Origin of the sequence: Corallococcus sp. Z5C101001 (assembly GCF_007352635.1) — a bacterium.
Lineage (GTDB): Bacteria > Myxococcota > Myxococcia > Myxococcales > Myxococcaceae > Corallococcus > Corallococcus silvisoli.
In genome coordinates, this window is sequence record NZ_VKLU01000001.1 from 585624 (window position 1) to 604065 (window position 18442).

Annotated in this window: 12 protein-coding genes; 8 read left to right on the plus strand and 4 right to left on the minus strand. The window is 68.3% G+C overall.

Features of this window, described 5'->3' with window-relative positions; translation table 11 throughout:
• Positions 1 to 15: 15 nt before the first annotated feature.
• The 4 genes from FOF48_RS02475 (at position 16) to FOF48_RS02490 (ending at position 3906) form a co-directional block, all read left to right on the plus strand.
• A complete protein-coding gene (locus FOF48_RS02475) occupies positions 16 to 1095 on the plus strand; it encodes a nucleotidyltransferase (protein WP_143898345.1) in 1080 nt (359 codons plus the stop codon).
• Entirely contained in the window at positions 1092 to 2834 is a 1743-nt protein-coding gene (locus FOF48_RS02480) for a ThiF family adenylyltransferase (RefSeq protein WP_143898347.1), read from the plus strand. Before FOF48_RS02475 ends, FOF48_RS02480 begins: the two co-directional genes overlap by 4 nt.
• A gap of 3 nt (positions 2835 to 2837) precedes the next feature.
• Positions 2838 to 3317, plus strand: coding sequence for a Mov34/MPN/PAD-1 family protein (locus FOF48_RS02485; protein ID WP_143898349.1), 480 nt, complete (start codon positions 2838 to 2840; stop codon positions 3315 to 3317).
• A 337-nt stretch (positions 3318 to 3654) separates the two neighbouring features.
• Positions 3655 to 3906 (plus strand): hypothetical protein, encoded by a 252-nt coding sequence (locus FOF48_RS02490; protein ID WP_143898351.1) that lies wholly within the window; start codon positions 3655 to 3657, stop codon positions 3904 to 3906.
• Positions 3907 to 4060: 154 nt separating this feature from the next.
• On the opposite strand, the gene FOF48_RS02495 is transcribed toward FOF48_RS02490, so the two are convergent.
• On the minus strand, positions 4061 to 6922 hold the full coding sequence (locus tag FOF48_RS02495; RefSeq protein ID WP_235685298.1) for a YncE family protein: 2862 nt from the start codon (positions 6920 to 6922) through the stop codon (positions 4061 to 4063).
• 335 nt (positions 6923 to 7257) lie between these two features.
• On the opposite strand from FOF48_RS02495, the gene FOF48_RS02500 reads away from it, so the two are divergent.
• From FOF48_RS02500 to FOF48_RS02510, 3 genes are all read left to right on the plus strand, one after another.
• Positions 7258 to 9972, plus strand: a complete 2715-nt coding sequence (locus FOF48_RS02500) for a LuxR C-terminal-related transcriptional regulator (protein ID WP_143898355.1) — start codon at positions 7258 to 7260, stop codon at positions 9970 to 9972.
• A 78-nt stretch (positions 9973 to 10050) separates the two neighbouring features.
• Complete coding sequence (locus FOF48_RS02505) at positions 10051 to 11661, plus strand: sigma 54-interacting transcriptional regulator (protein ID WP_143898356.1); 1611 nt, start codon at positions 10051 to 10053, stop codon at positions 11659 to 11661.
• A gap of 77 nt (positions 11662 to 11738) precedes the next feature.
• On the plus strand, positions 11739 to 12167 hold the full coding sequence (locus tag FOF48_RS02510) for a hypothetical protein (protein WP_143898358.1): 429 nt from the start codon (positions 11739 to 11741) through the stop codon (positions 12165 to 12167).
• Positions 12168 to 12179: 12 nt separating this feature from the next.
• Here FOF48_RS02510 and FOF48_RS02515 read toward each other — a convergent pair whose 3' ends face one another.
• Positions 12180 to 15791, minus strand: a complete 3612-nt coding sequence (locus FOF48_RS02515) for a serine/threonine-protein kinase (protein ID WP_143898360.1) — start codon at positions 15789 to 15791, stop codon at positions 12180 to 12182.
• A 282-nt stretch (positions 15792 to 16073) separates the two neighbouring features.
• Here FOF48_RS02515 and FOF48_RS02520 point away from each other — a divergent pair, with 282 nt between their 5' ends.
• The gene (locus tag FOF48_RS02520; RefSeq protein ID WP_143898362.1) at positions 16074 to 16469 is read left to right on the plus strand and encodes a hypothetical protein; all 396 of its coding nucleotides are present in this window, start codon (positions 16074 to 16076) and stop codon (positions 16467 to 16469) included.
• 256 nt (positions 16470 to 16725) lie between these two features.
• On the opposite strand, the gene FOF48_RS02525 is transcribed toward FOF48_RS02520, so the two are convergent.
• Entirely contained in the window at positions 16726 to 17196 is a 471-nt protein-coding gene (locus FOF48_RS02525) for an NUDIX hydrolase (protein ID WP_143898365.1), read from the minus strand.
• A complete protein-coding gene (locus FOF48_RS02530; protein ID WP_370456540.1) occupies positions 17193 to 18383 on the minus strand; it encodes a DUF2380 domain-containing protein in 1191 nt (396 codons plus the stop codon). Before FOF48_RS02530 ends, FOF48_RS02525 begins: the two co-directional genes overlap by 4 nt.
• Between the last annotated feature and the right edge of the window lie 59 nt (positions 18384 to 18442).

Here is an 18442-nt window from a genome sequence, read left to right on the forward strand (position 1 = left end):
AGGAGGGTCCGCAAGATGGCTGTCATCCAGGCCCAGTTGATTCAGTTCGACAACAACATCCGGCTTACTCGCTTTAGCGAGAATAGGGAACTCAGGGAGAAGCGCGACATCATCCTGGACAAGCTCCGGGACCGGTTCGCGGCGCTGAGGAAGTCAAGGGGGAAGGAGATCCCATACTTCGAGTCCATCAACCAGGGGAGCTATGAAATGGGTACGGGGATCCACCCCGCCAAGGGAGATTACGACATCGACGTGGGATTGAAGTTCAACCGCGCTACGTCCAAGTACCCGAACCCCGTCGACCTGAAGCGCCTGGTTGCTGACGCGCTGGACGGGCACACCGAACTCGGCACCGAGATTCGCCGCTCCTGTGTCACCGTCAGCTACAAGCGCGACGGAGAACAGGCCTTCCACGTCGATCTCGCTGTCTATGCCTATGAAGACCCTGACAGCGACCCGAAGAAGCTCTTCATCGCGAAGGGAAAGAAGGATGCCGAAGCGAAGGACCGCTGGTGGGAGGAGTCGGATCCCGAGGGGCTCACGGATTGGGTGGCGACGCGCTTCGAGGTATCCGAGCAGCAGGTCCAGTTCCTTCGAGTCATCCGTGCGCTGAAGCGGTGGAAGTCAGAGAAGTTCAAGATGGACGGACAGAACGCTCCTTCGGGGATTGGCCTCACGGTCGCCGCCGGACAGTGGTTCAGGCCCCAGGTGAGGGAGGACTCGTTCATGGGCGTGACCGCTACGGATGATCTCAAGGCGATGCAAGACTTCATTGCCGTGATGGTGAACCGATTCATTCCGTGCGGGCTCAGCGAGAAGGGCGCGCCACGGTATCGGCTCCATGTCTTGCTCCCCGTCGCTCCGAGGAAGGACATCTTCGAGCGGATGTCCGACGGTCAGATGACGACCTTCCGCGACCGGCTCATCCAGCTCCAGGAGCGCCTGACCCATGTGGTGAAGGAGACGGATCCGGTCGAAGCTTGCAAGTTGATGCAGAAGGAGTTCGGCGAAGAGTTTCCGGTGCCCGACAAGGGCGGTACCGGTCGTCCGGGCGGGCGTTCCATCATTTCAAGTGGGGTGGCCGCCGCATCATGACCTTCACTGCGAATCTGTCGATGTCGGAGCGGAGCTCCCTGCTCGAACAGTTGGGGACTCGCGGGTTGCTTGAGGGATGTGCACAAGTCATCCGCCTGCCTTCCTTGGAGCGTGACCTCGGGGAGCGTGGCCTGGAGGTCACTGTCTCCGGGGACATGCGGGTAGGGGCGCATTTGTTTCGATTGCAGGTTCGCCTGCCACTTGAGTTCCCGTTGTGCCTTCCCGTGGTCCACTTGATGGAGGTCACACCGCCGATCGTGATTCCCCATCTCGTCGAGGAGCGACGAATCTGCTTTACGTCGGATGCGAATCTTCTCGACCAGAAGGATCCCTGGGGCATCCTCCAGGAATCACTCGGGATGGTGCGAGAGCATCTTGTGCGTATGCTCAAGGAAGCCTCCTCTCAGGATTTCCTGCGTGAGGCCGTCGCCTATTGGGGGAAGCTGTCGAAAGGCGAAACCATCGATTGCGCCGTGACGGCAGGTGGCAAAGTAAGCCAGGTCACGGCGTTCTACGCGGGGGCTCGTCTCTATGCCGTGGCGGACGATGCCAGCACCTATGCGCAATCCCTGCCCGAGCGACGAATTCGTGAGCTCTCCCAACGCAAGGCGATCTATCTCCCACTCGATCCGGGAGCGGTGGAGTTTGCGTTCTGGCCCGGCGAGTTGGCGAAGGCGGGAGGACTCTGGAAGTACGTGAGGGCGATGCCGGAGGGGGAGTGCCGTGCGCTGGTGGGATGCCTCGAACGCTGCGCTGGCGACGAGCATCTGGTCGTCATCGGACTGCATCGACCTGACGAGGAACGTGCGCTGGTGGGGATCCAGTTCTCGAACATCCGGAGGGGCCATCCGCTCCTCGATCAACAGGCCGAGGCCCGTATCACTCCCATCTCGATGCGGAGACGGGATCTTGCCTTCCTGGCACCTCGTGGTGGTGCGGGGATTCAGTTGCGAGATCGGCGTGTGCTCATCGCGGGGTGTGGGGCCGTAGGAGGATATGTCGCGCTCGCTCTGGCACGCGCGGGGGTCGGACATCTCTCTCTAGTCGACCCAGATCTCTTCTCCCTGGAGAATACATACCGACACGCTTGTGGCATGGCCCGGTGTAGTGAGTGGAAGCCTTCAGGCCTGAAGGCAGAGATCGAGCGCACGGTTCCCTATGTCTCCGTGGAGTCAAAGCGCGCGAGGATCGAGCGGCTCATCCGTGAGCAGGAGTCATGGGTTCAGGGGCATGACCTAGTCCTATCGGCCCTGGGGCACCCGACTCTTGAACTCGATCTGAATGAGTGGACCTGGGGAATGCCGGAACGGCCCGCGGCCCTTTTCACATGGCTGGAACCATTGGGCCTTGGGGGGCACGCGCTGCTGACCCATGCCCGGAGTGCCGAAGGCCCGGCGCCTGGCTGCCTGGAATGCCTCTACCGCCGAACGTTCGAGGGGGGGCCCATTGAGAATCGTGCGGCTTTCGCGGCTTCTGATGTGAGCTACACCCGGGATACCTTGGGGTGTGGCAATCGTTACCTTCCTTTCGCGGATCTCGATGCCCAGCGCACCGCCGAACAGGCGGCCCGGATGGCCCTGCTCCTGCTCCGGCGTGAAGCCGCTGGCGCTCCACTCGTCTCTTGGAGGGGGGACCGTCGGGCTTTCGAGAGTGCAGGGCATCGTGTTACCCCACGCTTCGAAAAGGGGGCGGGTGAGTTCGACTACATCCGGGCGGGTTGCCCTGTCTGTTCGGGGTGAGCCATGGAAGGGCTTGTTTTCCGCCGCGCCAACGACACTCGGGTGAAGGTCGATACGCTCGCGCTCGAGCAGATGATCGCCTTTCGTCAGGTGACCGCGCGGCACCCCGAGGGCGGCGGGGTATTGCTTGGCCGGTTCCTCGTTGACTGTGATGACGTCGTGGTCGATGAAGTGACGGTTCCAATGCCCGGAGACAGGCAGAGGCGCCTTGCGTTCTATCGGAGCCGCATGCCCCACCAGCGGATCATCGACATCCGTTGGCGTGAGTCCCAAGGCACCTGTCAATATCTAGGGGAGTGGCATACCCATCCGGAGTCCCGACCGACACCTTCCTGCGTGGACCTGACGGATTGGCGTCGACGCCTACGCGAAGATCACTTCGCGAGCAGGTCCATTCTCTTTCTCATCGTCGGGATTCACGAGGTGCGCGGTTGGGAGGGATTCCGCCATTCATTGGAGATTCATTCACTACGCCAGGGTTGAAATCCGGCCCAGTCTCCTCTCTGAGTGCGAGGAGACTAACTTTCTTCCCGGCATGCAGTGTGCGGGGCCGAGTGCCCCCGCCTCGGAGGCCTAGCCCACTTATACACTTGGTACCTGGCTGGCGAACGTGGCTTCGAAGCTCAGATTCCCGGGGCCTGGAGTGGCGAACGTTATCTTCCATGGGCATGTCTTCACCGACTACTTCACGCTGACTGGAGGCGGCTCCTCTCCTCTTGAGCGTGATGCCAACGGTTCGTTCGTGCACGAGGCAGCCACGGCCGTGCCGAACTCCTTCTATGCGTTCCTGTCAAGTCTTGCGTAAAAGACGGATGGCCTCATGACCCTCGTCCGCGCCGCAGCGCCGGCGCCCCGCTCCATCGCGGGTGACACCAACGGCGACTTCTGCGTCGATGGCGTCGACTACAACCTTGTCCTGGCGAACTTCGGCCGCACGGTTCCTCGTGGCAACCCTGACGCGGACCTCAACAAGGACAAGGTCGTCAATTACGACGACTACAACCTGGTGTTGTCCAACTACGGGACAGGCCCCAGTTGCACTCGTGGTGTCATCACGGTGTCCAAGGACTAAACCCACACGCTTGGGTTTCGAACGGCCTCGGTCATCACGCCGAGACGATGTGAAGGCGACGCGCCCCTTCGCTCAGCAAGGGGCTGTCCTTCGAGTTCAACCAGGCCGCCTCTGTCGAAGACAGAGGCCGGCCCCTTGCCGAGCGCCCAGCCCGCTACTGGCCGTCAAGCCTTCCATCCAGGTTCCGGTCGAGCGCGATGCGCGTGCCGGAGCCCGGAGGAACCGCGGTGAAGGTCACCTCCTGACCCAGCGTGTTCGCCAGCGCGCGGAGGGCCTGGGGGGTGATGTTGGCGGTGCCGTCGTCGGGCTTCCACGTGCCGGCCACGCGGTCGAACAGGAAGCCCTTCACGCGGGTCCCGATGGCGGCCTTCGCCACCAGGTCGGCCTCGTACGTGGAGCCGCCCAGGAGCTTCGACACGAACGGCGCCTTCGCACGGGCCACCAGCAGGTCGATGCGCGGCCCCACCGCGGCGCCGTTCGTCGACGTCAGCGTCACCTGCTGACCGACGATGGGCGCCAGGTCGGAGTCCACCGCCATCATGTAGGCCTCCACGCCCCGGCGGTCGGTGTCGTTCCGGAAGCCCACCAGGGGCCCGCCGATGCTGGTGTTGGAGAAGACGATGGCGCTGAAGAAGCGGAACAGCGTGTCCACCGCGCCGTCATGCGTGAAGCCGAAGCCGCGGATCTGATCGCCCGTGGGCCCGCTCTCCGGGTGCTGGAAGAAGCTGTTGTCCGGGAAGCCGAACATGCCGACCTTCGTGTACATGTTGCGCACGTGGGGAATCTTCATGATCTGACTGATGCCCTCGAAGCTCGAGTGGCCGTCGGTGCCGAAGAAGCCCTGCGCGGCGTCGATGGCGTGACAGCCGTTGCAGCTGAAGCCGGTGTTGGTGCCAATCGCCAGGCCGTCCACGCGGCGGCTGCCGAAGAAGAAGTCGCGGCCCGCCGCCTGCGTCGAGGTGAGCGAGTTGTCCAGGTTGCGGATGGGGTTCGGCGGCAGCTGCACCTGGAGCTGGAAGCTCGTGAACCGGTTCATCTCCGCCTCGGTGGGCAGGGTGGCGCGGCCGAGCAGCCCCTGGAAGGCGACGATGAAGTTCTTGAAGGAGAGCGCCTCGTCGTAGGCGCTCGCGCCGAAGAACCCGGTCGAGCGGTCTCCGCGCCAGTGCATGGCGCCCGAGTTGGACATGCCGCGCAGGGTCTGCGTCGTCATGGGCCCCTTCATCGGATGGAAGGAGTCCTGGTTGCCGGTGCCGTTGATGTCCGAACTCGGGTGGCCGGTGAACAGGCGGAAGGCGCCAATCTCGAGGCTGCTCGCGAGGCGCTTGTCGATGGCGTTGGTGGACACCGGGTCGTCCGGGTTGCCCAGGTCCCAGGCGATCTCATCCTTGTCGCCGAAGATGTGGCAGCTGGCGCAGGAGGCCTCGCCGTTGGCCGAGGAGAAGTTCGCGTCGTAGAGGAGCGGGCGGCCCTGCACGACGGAGTCGGGCTCGGGGTTGTAGAGCGCGGCCGCCGCCACCTGTCCCTTCGTGGCGAGGTCGATGACCTTCACCGCGTTGTCGAAGCGGGTCATCACGTAGAGGCGGTTGCGCGCCTCGTCCAGCACGAGGCCGCTGGGGCCGCCGCCGCTCACGGGGATGTAGTTGGCGCTCGCCGTCCTGGGGTTGAAGGTATCCGCCTCCAGCGCCGCGGTGTCGAAGACGCCGACCTTGCTGGAGCTGAACGCGGCCACGTACAGCTTCGCGCCGTCGCTGGAGATGGCCATCTCCGTGGGGGTGGAGAGGCTGTGGTTCTTGGCCGTGAGGTCGAAGCCGGGGGCGCCGGCCAGCTTCGAATAGTCGAGGTGCTTGTTCAGGTGGCGCGGAGACACCGACGTCCCCTTGATGACGGTGATGCGCATCTTCGCGATGTTGCCCTGCACCGTGCTGCCGCCGAAGGCACCGGGGCCCTCGAAGCGGGTGAGGTTGTTGGCGTCGCTGTTGGTCGCGTACACCACGCCTGTCTTCGGGTTGGTGGCCAGGTTGAAGACGGTCGTGCCCACGCCGGTGTAGAACGCCTGTTGTTGCAGGCCATCCGCGTCGATGGCGAAGACGTCCTTGTCTGGCAGGTTGAACCGCACGCCGTTGTTCCAGTCGCGGCCGAGCGTGTCCTCCCATCGGCCGCGGGTGCTGTTCCATTGGACGATGAGGCCCGTCTCCGGGGCCTTCGCACCCTGGGCGTTCGTGGCTGGACCGGGCAGCCCGCCTGGGAAGAGGTTGTTGCCCCATGGGAACGTGTCCGGCAAGACGAGACACACGCCCGCGTTGCCGAAGCCGTTGCAGACGCTGTCCATGTTGATGGTCGTCGTCCGGTTGCCGGACTGGGCGATGGCCGCGTACACCGTCTTCTTGTCCGGGCTGACGGCGAGCGACCGCGGGGTGTCTCCGAAGAGCGTCAGGATGCGGACGGGCGTGCCCCCCAGCGTCGTCCCGAGGGACGCGGGGTTGAAGACCCAGATGTCCGCGCGGCCCACGCCGGGCGTGCTGAGCTGCGGATCCCCCGCGCCGGGCACGGAGGCGATGGACGGGTCCGTGCGCTGCTGGCCGCGGTGCGCGGTGGAGATGAACGCGTGGCCGTTGGCGCCGGCGAACACGACGTCGCGCGGTTCGTCACCCACGAGCAGCGTGCGCACCACGTGCGGCGTGCCGCTCACGCTCACCACGCTGATGCTGTCGGACAGGTGGTTGACGACCCAGACCTCGGTGTCGCTGCGCGCGGCGACCGACACCGGCTCCAGGCCCACCGGCACCTCCGCGACGAGCGACAGGCCTCCGTTCGTGACGTTGAAGACCGCCAGGCGGTTGTCTGGCGTGTTGACCGCGAACAGCTTCGTCCCGTCGGGAGAGAGGGCCAACGGGCGCACGTGCGCGCTCTCGAACTCGATGAACGAGGGCGCCTGGGCAGCGGCACGCGAGGAGACGAAGAGCGACACCGCGGCGCACAGCAGACGGGCGTGAGCGCGCCACCGGTTCTTGCTCATTCCCGCTAGGGGGTGACGGACCATGGGGATCTCCAAGGGAGCGAGGAATAACTGCTCAAGTTGAATTACCAGTGAGCGCCGCGACATCGCCCCCTCCGAAGGGAGGGGGACGCAGGCGCGCTGGGGGGACCTCCACGGGGTCTGGGTGCGCCTGTGACGCGTCGCGGTGTTCTCTGCTCGACGCTGGGGGCGTGAGGGGGCCGGTCCTCGAGTGCGTCGCCCGTGGTCTACTGGGCATTGCCATCGGTCGCAGGGGGGAGGTGCCCATGCCGAGCTCTCGAATGGCTCTGGGGAGCCCTGTCGCGCCAGGGGGCGTCGTGGAGCGCCCTGGGCCGATGGGCGACCCGGTCTCACACCTGCTGCCGACGAAGCTCTCGCCGCCGAGGACGGCGTCGGTGCTCGTGTCGCGGAGCGCGGCGCTCCGGAAGATCGACCGCGGGGTTGGCGGCAAGCTGGTGTTGGTGACCGCGCCGTTGGGCTCGGGCAAGACGACGCTGCTGACGCAGTGGGACCGCGAGGCGCGAGGGTCGCGGCTGCTCGCGTGGCTGTCGCTCGACGAGCGGGACAACGCGCCCGAGCGCTTCTTCTCCTACCTCGTGGGGGCCATCCGCCGCGCGGCCCCGGAGTTCGACGCGTACATCGCGAGCCAGTTGGATGCGCAGGTGGCGCTCCCGCTCGACCATGCGACGACGGTGGTGCTGCGGAGTCTTTGGAACCTGGGGCGTGAGCTCGTCGTGGTCCTGGACGACTTCCACGTGCTGCGGGAGGGCGCGCTGGTGCGGGCCTTCTCATACCTGCTGGACCACGCTCCGCCGCACGTCCACTGGATTGTCTCTTCGCGCAGCCCTCCCGAACTGGACCTGGCGAAGCTGAAGCTCACCGAGCAGCTGGTGACGCTCGACAGCCGCGACCTGAGCCTGGATGGGGAGGCCATCCATGAGCTGGGCCAGCGCCTGTGCGGCGCGGCGCTCAAGCCCGAGGATGTCGAGTACCTGCGCGCGCGCACCGAGGGCTGGGTGGCCGGCGTGAAGCTGGCCCTGCTGACGGCGGGCGAGCATGCCAGCGTGAGCGACGCGCTCCGCAAGGCCATTGGCTCGAACCACGACGTGGCCCGGTACCTCGCGGACGTGCTGCTGCGCGAGCAGACGGCGGAGGTGCGCGCGTTCCTGGTGCTCAGCTCGGTGGTGGACCGGCTCAACGGGGCGCTGTGCAACGCGCTCCTGGGCATCACGCATGGACCGGCGCTGCTGGCGGAGCTGGAGCGGGCGCAGTTGTTCATCCAGCCGCTCGACACGCAGAACCAATGGTACCGGTTCCACTCGCTGTTCCTCGACTTCCTGCGCACCCAGCTCGCGTGCACGTACGGCGACCGCCTCCCCGGGCTGCACCGCGCGGCGAGCGAGTGGTTCGCCGGGAACGCGCTGCCGGACGAGGCGCTGACGCACGCGTTCGCCTCGGGGGACCGGGGCTGGTGCCTGGAGCTCACGGCCCGCTGCGCGGAGGCGTGGATGCGCGAGGGCGAGATCGCCTCCGTGCTCCATTGGACGGCGAAGCTGACAGCGGAGGAGACCTTCCGCTCGCCGGCTGTCTGTGTGGCGCGCATCGCGTGCCTCATCCTGTCCCGCTGCTTCGCGCCTGCCTCCCTGGCGCTGCAGGACGCGCAGCGCCGGCTCCAGACGGCGGGGGCCGACCCGGAGCGTGAGCGGCTGTCGCGGCAGCTCTCCCGGCTCGCGCTGCTGCACGCCGTCCTGTCGGACTCGGCCCCGGGCTCCTGCGTTGAACTGGAGGAGTCACCCGGGGACGAGGCGCCGGATGTCTTCATGGCGGGAGCGGTGCTGGCGGCGAAGGCCTACCAGGCGCTCCGGCTGAACCGGTTCGATGCGATGCGCCGGCTCGCGTCGGCCGCGCGCGAGACGTTGCAGGGGCTGAACCATGCATACCTGGTGGGCTACACGGACGTCCTCATCGTGCTGGCGGACCGGGCGCAGGGGCACATGAAAGATGCGTCGGACCGGTGCGAGGCGGCGTTCGAGCGCGCGAGCCGGGGACGGCGCAACCCGGTGTGGGTGAACGCGGCGACGGCGCTGGCCAACACCCGCTATGACCAGAACCGTTTGGATGAGGCGGAGGCGCTCTGCATCGAGGTCCTGCCGCTGCTGTCCCAGGCGGCGGTGTTCGAGACCTTCGCGGTGGCGTACCTGGTGCTGGCCCGCATCAAGTCGATTCGAGGCAAGTACGCGGAGGCCTGGCAGTTGCTGGACTACCTGCACAGCGTGCTCGAGTGCGGACACCAGACGCGCTTCCTGGCCCATGTCTGTGGCGAGAAGATCCGCCTGGGGTTGGTGGAGCAATCCCCCGCGCGGGTGAAGGCGGTGGCGCGGGAGTTCGGCCTGGGAGAGCGGATGCGCCGGGGCGAGTGGCGTGAGCGACGCTTCTACGACGAGACCTGGGAGCAGCTGGGGGTGGCGCAGGCCTGGGTGTTGATGGCGCGGGGGCGGCACGACCGGGCGCACGGGCTGCTGGAGACGCTGCGGGCCAGCGCGCATGAGGCGGGCTGTGTCGCTCGGGAGACGGCGCTGCTGGCCGCGCTGGCGGTATGTCATTGGCGTGCCGGAGCCCCCGCGGCGGCGTTCGCCGAGGTGAACCGGGGGTTCGCGCGGGCGCCGCGGTTTGGCTTCAGCCGGGGCGTGTTCGACGAGACGCCAGGGTTGCAGGAGGTCATCGTCGCGGCGGCCACGCAGCGGAAGCTGAGCCACGTCCTGCCGGCCCGATACACCGAGCGGTATCAGGACCTGCTGTCCCTGGGCAGCGGCGGGCCGGTGGGGTTCGCGGCACTGCCCAGCGCGCCGCTGGAGCCGCTCACCGAGCGGGAGCTCCAGATGCTCAAGCTGCTGGCCCAGGGGCTGAGCAACCAGGAGATCAGCCAACGCTCCAACGTGGCGCTCTCCACCACGAAGTGGCACTTGCGCAACGTGTTCGCGAAGCTCGACGTGACGACACGCACCGCGGCCATCGTGAAGGCGCGGGAGCGGTTGGAGCGCAGCCTCTGAGGACATTAGGGAGAGCAGGGGACTCCCCACGGGGGCCTCGGAGCGCTCCATGTGCGGGCATGGTAGAAACCGTGGCTCATGTCCCGCCACGGGCCTCGTGATTCCCTGTCTCCCTCGGGCCTGGCCGAGGTCTCGACGGCCGTTGGAGACAACCCGCGGGTCGCGGCGTCCGCCGATGAGTGGGTGCCAGCCCTGACCCTCCTCTCCCATCCCATGGCGACGCGGGCGGGAGCGCGGCTTCTCCTGGACGCGGTCCTCGCGGGCCGCGACGTGGAGGTGTCCCGCAACGGTCCGAACTTCACCCGGCCCGGAGAGCCCTTCGGCCAGCCGCTGGCGGACCCCTTCGTCAGCCGGGTCCCCATCGTCTTCTCCGCGGGAGAGGCCGGGAGGATCCGGCTGCGCGTCGGCGAGGGTGGAACCCGGGTGTCGGTGAACGGCGGGCTCGTGACGGGCTGTGAGTTCACGCGGGAGGAGCTGGCGGCGGGCGTGCCGCTCGACGTCGCCGGACGGCTGGTGTTGCTGCTGCACCTGTCCTCGCGCCAGGTGGGTGCGCCCTCGGACACGCTGGGCATGCGGGGCGACAGCCAGGGCATCCGGCGTGTGCGCGAGCACATCCTGCGCATCGCCGACCTCCAGGTGCCGGTGCTGATCCGGGGTGAGACGGGCACGGGCAAGGAGCTGGTGGCCCAGGCCATCCATCAACACGGTCCACGACAGGGCCGCCCCTTCATCAGCGTGAACCTGGGCGCCATCCCCAGGGAGCTGGCGGCCGCGGAGCTGTTTGGCGCGCAGCGGGGCGCCTTCACGGGTGCGACCCGCGACCGCGAGGGCTTCTTCCGGGCGGCGCACGGCGGCACCCTGTTCCTCGACGAAGTGGGCGAAGCCCCTCCCGAGGTCCAGGTGATGCTGCTGCGGGTGCTGGAGACCGGCGAGCTGTATCCGGTGGGTGGCACCACCCCCATCAAGACGGACGTGCGGCTCATCGCGGCCACTGACTCCCACCTGGAGGAGCACATCCGGGATGGGCGCTTCAAGGCGCCGCTGCTGCACCGCCTGTCTGGCTACGAGGTCCGGCTGCCACCCCTGCGCGAGCGGCGTGAGGACCTGGGGGAGCTGTTCCTGCACTTCGCTCGGGAGGAGCTGGAGGCCATTGGCGAAGCCCACCGCCTGACGCCCCGTGACCCCTACGCCGAGCCCTGGCTGCCGGCCTCGCTCGCGCTGCGCCTGCTGCGCTTCGCGTGGCCCGGCAACGTCCGGCAACTGCGCAACCTCACCCGCCAGCTCGTGATTGGGAGCCGGGGGCAGCCGGTCCTGCGGCTGGATCCGCGGCTCGCAGGGGAACTGGAGACCGCCGTCGTGGAGACCCCGGTCGCGAAGCCCCCCGCGGCGGTCGCCCGGCGCAAATCCACGGACATCACGGGCGAGGAGCTGCTGGCGGCGCTTCGTCAGCACCAGTGGGACCTCAAGTTGACGGCGGACCGGCTCGGCATCCCGCGCTCGTCCATCTACGATGTCATCGACAAGCACCCGAACATCCGCAGGGCGGGGACGCTGACCGCGGAGGAGATCACCGCCTGTCATCAGGAGTGTGAAGGTGACCTGGACGCGATGGTCCGGCGCCTGGAGGTCTCCAAGCGGGCGCTCAACCGACGCATCAAGGAGCTGGGCCTGAGCACCCGGGGCTCCTGACGCCGTGGCAGGCCCCATGCAAGGAATTGCCGGGTCCGCTCGAGGCCCCGGGTCGTCGGGTCGAAAGGAACCGTGCCATGCCGAAGCACCAATTGATCCTCTCCAAGTACGTCAACGATTCGCATCCGGTCCGCTCGCTGGGGACGCGGCTCGAGCCCGTCCTTCAACTGGTGATGAACAGCGCCCGGAGCGAAGAGGCGCTGAATGACCCCAGCCTTTGCCTCGTGATGCCTGGAGACGTGCTCGAGGTCGTGGTCGCCTCGAACCCACGCGAAGGCGTCGTCCTCTGGATCCTCGAGTCCGACAGCACCGACCAGGGGGGCGACTGCATCGACCTGCTCGACACGGAGGTGATGCTCCTCCCGGTGGACACCTTGTTTGCGCCGGAGCCGGGAGAGCAGCGCCGCAGGCTGTGGATCAGCGAGCAGGGGCAGGAGCCGCGATTCCCCCCGAAGGACACGACAGGCAACGCCGGCACCATGGTCGCGACCCCGCCCCCTCCCTGACGCGGTCTCGCATCACCGCTCGGGTCTTGCTCGGGCACCCCGCAGGAGGCCGCCCCATTCGCGTTGAAAGCCTGGGTTGGCGGTGAGCGCGCGGGAGAGTTCCTCCACGGCCTGTTCGCGCCACGCCTGTCGCTGTCCGGCCTCGTCCGGGGGGAGCGCCGCCCGGAGCGAGAGGAGCGCGCCTCGCAACAGGTGGGCGTCGGGCCAGTCGGGGCGTGACGCGATGAGTGGATCGACCTGCTCCAGCGCTTGTTGGAGCAGGGGGCCCGCGTCCTGCTTCGCTTGCATCGCGCGGGCGGCCCAGCGCCGGAGGAAGTGCCCGAAGCCCAGGTTGAAGTCCTGTCGCTCTGGAGCCAGCGCGATGCCCTTCCGGAACGCCTGGGCCGCGGCCTCGCAGTCCTCGGCGCGTGAGCCGGAGTACAGCGCCCGGGCGCCCAGCGTCTCCCCCAGGAAGTACCACGCGTCGGCCTGGTTCGGTTTGCGCGCGAGCGCCTGCCGCAAGGGCTCCTCGGCGCGCGCGATGCTCGGGCGGGGATCGCGTCCGTGGTCGAGTTCGAAGGTGGCCCGGGTGGCGTGGACCATGCCGCGGTTGGCCAGCGTTCCGGCGTCCTCCGGGAGCCAGCGCAGCGCTTGCTGGAGGGCGAGGTCGGCCGCGCGCACGCTCGCGCGGGGATCCTCTCCGCGCGCACGTTGGTAGAGGGCGCGCTGGGCGAACACCTCCCCGAGGTTGATGTAGCCGTACCCGCTCTTCGGCGCGACGGCCACGGCCCGCTCGCAGGCCGCCTGGGCGCGGGCCAGCACGGGGGTGGGGTCCGCTCCGTGGTCCCAGTCCGCCTGCGCCTGCTGGAGCAGCGTCAGGCACAGGCCGTTGTGGAGCTGGGGGATGCCGGGGCCGAGCTCGATGCCCTTCCGATACAGCTCCGCCGAGCGCTCCAGCGCCGAGGTGGGTTCACCGCCCCGGACGTGGAGCCGTCGGGCCACGAGCGCATGCGCCAACCCCGCGTAGAAGTAGGTCACCACGTGCCCGGGGTTGAGGGTCCGGGCCTGGTCCAGCGCCGCCACGGCCTGGGAGAGATCCGCGTCCGCATCCGCATCCCGGGGCTGGGTGGCGCGGGTGTAGAGCGCGATGCCCAGGTTGAGCCAACCCTCCGGCACCCGCCCGTCGAGCCGCACCGAGGCGCGACAGGCGTCGATGGCCTTGCCGTACTGGGGCAGCGGATCCGCGCCCACCTGCTCCTCGTAGTCGGCCCAGGTCTTGTGGACGAGGCACAGGTTGAGGAGGAAGCCCGCGTCCCGGTCCTCGGGAGCCAGGCCCTCGAAGCTCTCGACCGCCGCGCGGAGCTGCTCACGTGGGTCCTGGGAGTGGAGCTGACGGAGGTGGCCCCAGATCCACCAGGCCTGCCCCAGCTCGAGCCGGGCCTTCGACAGCGAGGGGTCGAGCTCCAGCGCATGCCGTGCGGCTGTCACCGCCTTCTGGGGGAGCGCCTCGTCGTACTCGCCCAGGTTGCCCTGGTACTCGGCGAGCCGGCGGTGGAGGCGGGCTTCCAATACCCATGCATCGGAGTGGTCTGGCATCGCGGTGAGCGCGCGCGCGACAGCCTCGAGCCCTCGCGTGTAGGGGGGCAGGACCGCGCCCTTGCCGTAGACCTCCAGGATGAGCGCGCCGAACTCGAGCTCGCCCTGGGCCGTGTAGAGGGAGGCCACGCTCTCGCCGCTCGCGACCGCCTCCGCGTAGGCCTTGCGGCCCGCCTCGAAGTCCGCCGCCGCGGCCTCGGGCTGGCCCAGGTTCCAGTGCCGCATGGCGCGGGCCTGGAGGATGTCGCCCTTGAGCTTGAGCGCTTCGTGGAACCACGAGAACCCGGGGCCGAGCGTGGCCAGTCGCGCGAGGGCGTCGTCCCACCGGTCCTCGTAGAAGGCGAGCAGCGCCGCGACATACGCGGTGGAGGGGACCTCGGCACCGTCGCTCTGGCGGAGCCAGTCCCGCGCGGGATCGCGATAGCGGAGTTCGGCCTCGCGCTTGAGGACCTCCCTCCGCTGGGGGTCGCGCAGGCGTTCGGCTTCCAGCAGTCGCGCCTGGTATTCGTGGCCCGTGACCAGCGCCAGCGCATAGGCCACCCGGGGTTCGCGGAAGCCTCGCGCCCAGGCGGTTTCGAGCGCCTCGCGGGCTCGCGCCTCGTCTCCGAGCGCCAGGTAGCCACGCCCCAGCGCATAGTGTCCGGGTCCCGCGGCCTGCTCGCCGGCCTCCTGGATCTCCGCCGCGAGCGCCGCCATGCGCGTCCGGATGGCGCGCTGATCCACGCGGGTGTCATGCAGCGGCGACAGGTCCGAGTAGCGGGCCAGGGCCTCGATGCGCTCGACGGACTCCGTGAACCGGCGGGCCAGGCGCTCCCGTGTGGCGGCCTCGCGGCGGGCCAGCCCCGCTTGTCCCAACGCGAGGAGCACGAGCAGGGTCGCCACGAAGCTCACGGACGCCACGAACCGGTGCCGGCGCAGCGTCCGCAGCAGCCGGTACCCGGGCCCGTGCGCGCGAGCCCGCACCGGCTCGCCGCGGAGGAAGCGCCCCAGCTCGTCCGCGACGGCCCGGGCCGAGTCGTACCGGGCCGAGCGCTCCTTCTCCAGACACTTGAGCGCGATGGCCTCGAGGTCCTTCGGGATGTCGGGATCCACCGCGCGAGGGGGCCGGGGCTCCGTGTGGGCGATGTGGTTGAGCACCTCCAGGCCATTGGCTCCGGGGATGGGCGGCTGGCCCGTCAACACGCTGTAGAGGGTGGCGCCCAGGCTGTAGACATCCGCGCGGCGGTCCAGGCGGATGACCTCGCCCCGGGCCTGCTCGGGTGACATGTAGTGGGGCGTGCCCAGCACCGCGCCGGTGGCGGTGGCGCCCTCCTTCCAGTCCCGCGCCAGCCCGAAGTCCATCACGTAGGGGCGCAGCGTCCCGTCCTCCGCGCGCTCCACCAGGATGTTGGAGGGCTTGAGGTCCCGGTGGATGAGGCCCACGCGGTGTGCCTCGTGCACGCCCTCGCAGGCGGCCTGGAGCACCAGCGCCTTCTGCTCGAAGGACAGCCCGCGGGCGAGCGTGCCCAGCGACTGTCCTTCGATGAACCGCATGGCGATGTAGACGCGCCCCTGGACCTCTCCCACCTCGTACACGGGGCACACGCGCTCGTGGTTGACCCGTGCCTGGGCTCGGGCCTCGGAGAGGAAGCGCCGGGTGAGCTCCGGGGCATCACCGCGGACGAACTTCAGGGCCACGTTCCGGTTCAGCCGTGGATCCCTCGCGAGGAAGACGCGCCCCATGCCTCCTTCGCCGAGGAAGCGCACGCACAGGTAGCGCTCCCATCCGGGGATCGGGAAAGCGGAGGGCTCGGGGGAGGGGGCTGGCGGAGGCGCGACGGGGGTGGTCGCGTCCTCGACCCCGGAGCGCGAGCGGGCTGCGGCGTCACCCCGGACCAGCGCCATCATCGAGACAAGGGAGTCCTCGGACAGGCGGCCCTGTTCACGAAGCAGGGCCAGGGGCCCGCGTTCCGTGCGCTGGACCTCCTCCCGCAGTGCTCCTGCTTCCTGCTCGGAGAGCAGCCCCTCCGCGAGGGCCACGCGCAGCTCGGCCTCGAACTCCTGACGCATCGAGCGACGCCCCCAGGCAAGGCGCCCATCGTACTCGCAACGGGCCAGCCGTGGCCGGGGTGGACCCGGGAGGGCACGGCACGTCACCGGCATGTCGGCGACATGTCGGCGCGGAGGGGAGCCAGGGGACGGGCTCCTTCCTGGAGGCCGTCCTCCTCGGAGGGCTCCACCGGAAGCGCCAGGTCCGGCCCTGGCGCGGCCCCTGCAATGTCACGCATTCGCGGCGGCATCGAGTCGCCGCGAACCGTTCATCCCATGCATCACGCCTTGGAGAAGACAGCCATGAAGCATGCCCTGACCTTCGCAGCCCTCGCCGTCTCGTTCTTCGCCACCCAGGCTTCCGCCCTGGAGCTGGAGAACGTGCGCGCCCTCTTTCCGCGGGCGTTGGCGGCCCAGCAGTGCCCCGCCGGGTCCCAGCCGGCCTACGTCACCATGGCCTATCAGGGCATGACCGGCCAGGCGATCTGCGCGGCGAACCAGAACGGCCCCAAGAGCTGCGTCGCCGCGAAGTTCGTGGCCATCCGCGCGGACAACACCTATTCGGTCTGGCCGGCGTATGACGTGTCCTGCTCCACGCCGGTCGTCGGCGCCTGGCCGTGGGGCCGCATGCAGCTGGCGCCGGACGTCCTGGACACGCAGTGGATGCACCCCGACATGCACGTCATCTGCTGTCAGTAGCTCCTCGGGTGACGGGAGGGGCGTCGCACGGTCCCGCGACGCCTCGCCCGGGCAGGCCGACTCCTTGGCCATGCGCTCGGAGCCCGTGTCGCTGGGATGCAGGCCCTCCACGGTCCGCTCGCTGCTCATTGCGTCAGGGGGCTGGGGCCCTCACCGCCGCCTCGATATCAATTCGATGTGCCCCCCGAACCCCGCTGGAGGGGCACACGGGGCACATGGCGATTCCTTCATCGGATCGAAGGGGCGCCGCTTCCAGTCAAGCTCCCTCGTCGGGGAGGAGTGTCCGAAGAAGCTCGTCGTCAGGGCCGAGCGGGCGCCATCCAGCGGGGGGGGGATTGGCGCGAAGTGCCTCCCTGGCCAGTCGAACTCTCCCCTTATGGGTTTCTGGGGTGTACGCCGACCACTGGCTGAACACGAGTGCAACCTCCATCCGAGCGTCGTCGTCCAGCACGGCTGGCCAGCCGGTTGGGAGATATGCGCACAGTTCGCGCACGAACTGCCCGCGAACGAGGCGTGTGACCTGATGGCTGCGCTCCGCCTCGGCCACCAGTCCTCTGAACACCTGCACACCGGCAATGTCCTCGCGACCAAGCTCCTCGGCCAGCGCCACCAGCGAAGCGGTAGGGCGGGCCTCGGCAAAGGCAGTGAGCGAGTCGAAGCCGTGTTCGTGGACGCGCTCATACAGGCGGGCCTTCCAGTTCCCCTGCCATGAACGTCCGTCGGTCATCGGCTTCTCCCCTTAGTGAAATTCATCGGGATGTCGTAGATCTTCATGTTTTCTCCGACGATCCTCAGGACCGTATTCCGCGTCAACCTGCGTCCAGCTTCGGCCTCGGCGTCGCGCAGTAGCTCCATGATCAGCCGATTCCACTCACCGGGCCATGTGCGCCCCAGCTTCCAGTTTCCCCCACCGTGAATCGCCTCGTGGTGGGCCTGCTCCAACCGGACGCAGAACTGGTCGATGTCCATGTCGCCCTTGAAGCCGCGATGCTCGAACCACTCGCGGTGCTCTTGCGGCAACACATGGTGTTTCGGGCCGTCCGACATGCCCGCTCCTGCCCTGCCGGTTTCGTGCATGCCGCGCACTTCGGGGCTGTCCCCCAACGCGTCGCGCACGCCCTTGGGTAGGTCCTGATGCGCCTGGGCCATCATGACCTGTCCACCGTGAATGCGGACGGCCGCGCTGACGGCAGGAACGGAGAGGACGCCCGCCTGCACGAGCCTTCGCATCATCTCCACCCACTCGGCGGAGACGGCAATCCGCGAGCCCACCATGACTCCACCCGAACTCATCACGAGGCCCACGCCGAGCGTGGCGGGGGCGGAGGGAGGGAGCCGTGGGAGCGACATCTTCAGCGTGGAGATCATGGCGACCATCTCCAACGCCTGCATCGCCGCGATGACCTGCCCGCCGAGCTTCATGGTCGAGCGGGTCTCTCGCTGGAGCGTGTCGAACTCACGGGTGAGCTTCCCCATCAGTTCAGGCATCGCGAGGGCCGCCGCTTCGACTCGCTCCGGGTCCAGTGAAGAGAGGTCCGCCAGCGTGGGCTCCATCATTCCCTGCACGCGATGAAGGTCTGCGAACAGCTTCTCGACGCTGCACATCGGGCAGTTTCTGAAAATGGCGTCAGCGAGGTGGAGGAAGTCAACCCAGGTGGCAAGCAGGAGGGTCCCGAACTGGGCCGCCTGGAGCTTCGGCCCTGTCATGCGCAGCAGGCCCAGCTCCATGTCCGCGTCGCCGACGTCCGAGGCCGCATCCGTCAACGCGGTGGCACTCCCGAGCGCGTCACGAAGCCACGTCAACTGAGTGGAGCCCTGGTCGAGGTATCGCGTGAAGACGCCGGCGAAGCCCCATCCCACGAGGGCTGGAGGACGGGACGCCAGTTTGGAGAGCGCGGCTTCGCTGCTGTCCATGGAGCCCCGCACCTCTCCGATGGCCGCGAGGACGGCTTGACGTGTCAGGGCGGTGCTCC

What these genes read in the sequence shown, in the direction of transcription:
- FOF48_RS02475 (WP_143898345.1), top strand. Translation starts at nt 16, where the DNA reads ATGGCTGTCATCCAGGCCCAGTTGATTCAGTTCGACAACAACATCCGG.
- FOF48_RS02480 (WP_143898347.1), top strand. Translation starts at nt 1,092, where the DNA reads ATGACCTTCACTGCGAATCTGTCGATGTCGGAGCGGAGCTCCCTGCTC.
- FOF48_RS02485 (WP_143898349.1), top strand. Translation starts at nt 2,838, where the DNA reads ATGGAAGGGCTTGTTTTCCGCCGCGCCAACGACACTCGGGTGAAGGTC.
- FOF48_RS02490 (WP_143898351.1), top strand. Translation starts at nt 3,655, where the DNA reads ATGACCCTCGTCCGCGCCGCAGCGCCGGCGCCCCGCTCCATCGCGGGT.
- FOF48_RS02495 (WP_235685298.1), bottom strand. Translation starts at nt 6,922, where the DNA reads ATGAGCAAGAACCGGTGGCGCGCTCACGCCCGTCTGCTGTGCGCCGCG.
- FOF48_RS02500 (WP_143898355.1), top strand. Translation starts at nt 7,258, where the DNA reads ATGGGCGACCCGGTCTCACACCTGCTGCCGACGAAGCTCTCGCCGCCG.
- FOF48_RS02505 (WP_143898356.1), top strand. Translation starts at nt 10,051, where the DNA reads ATGTCCCGCCACGGGCCTCGTGATTCCCTGTCTCCCTCGGGCCTGGCC.
- FOF48_RS02510 (WP_143898358.1), top strand. Translation starts at nt 11,739, where the DNA reads ATGCCGAAGCACCAATTGATCCTCTCCAAGTACGTCAACGATTCGCAT.
- FOF48_RS02515 (WP_143898360.1), bottom strand. Translation starts at nt 15,791, where the DNA reads ATGCGTCAGGAGTTCGAGGCCGAGCTGCGCGTGGCCCTCGCGGAGGGG.
- FOF48_RS02520 (WP_143898362.1), top strand. Translation starts at nt 16,074, where the DNA reads ATGAAGCATGCCCTGACCTTCGCAGCCCTCGCCGTCTCGTTCTTCGCC.
- FOF48_RS02525 (WP_143898365.1), bottom strand. Translation starts at nt 17,196, where the DNA reads ATGACCGACGGACGTTCATGGCAGGGGAACTGGAAGGCCCGCCTGTAT.
- FOF48_RS02530 (WP_370456540.1), bottom strand. Translation starts at nt 18,383, where the DNA reads ATGGACAGCAGCGAAGCCGCGCTCTCCAAACTGGCGTCCCGTCCTCCA.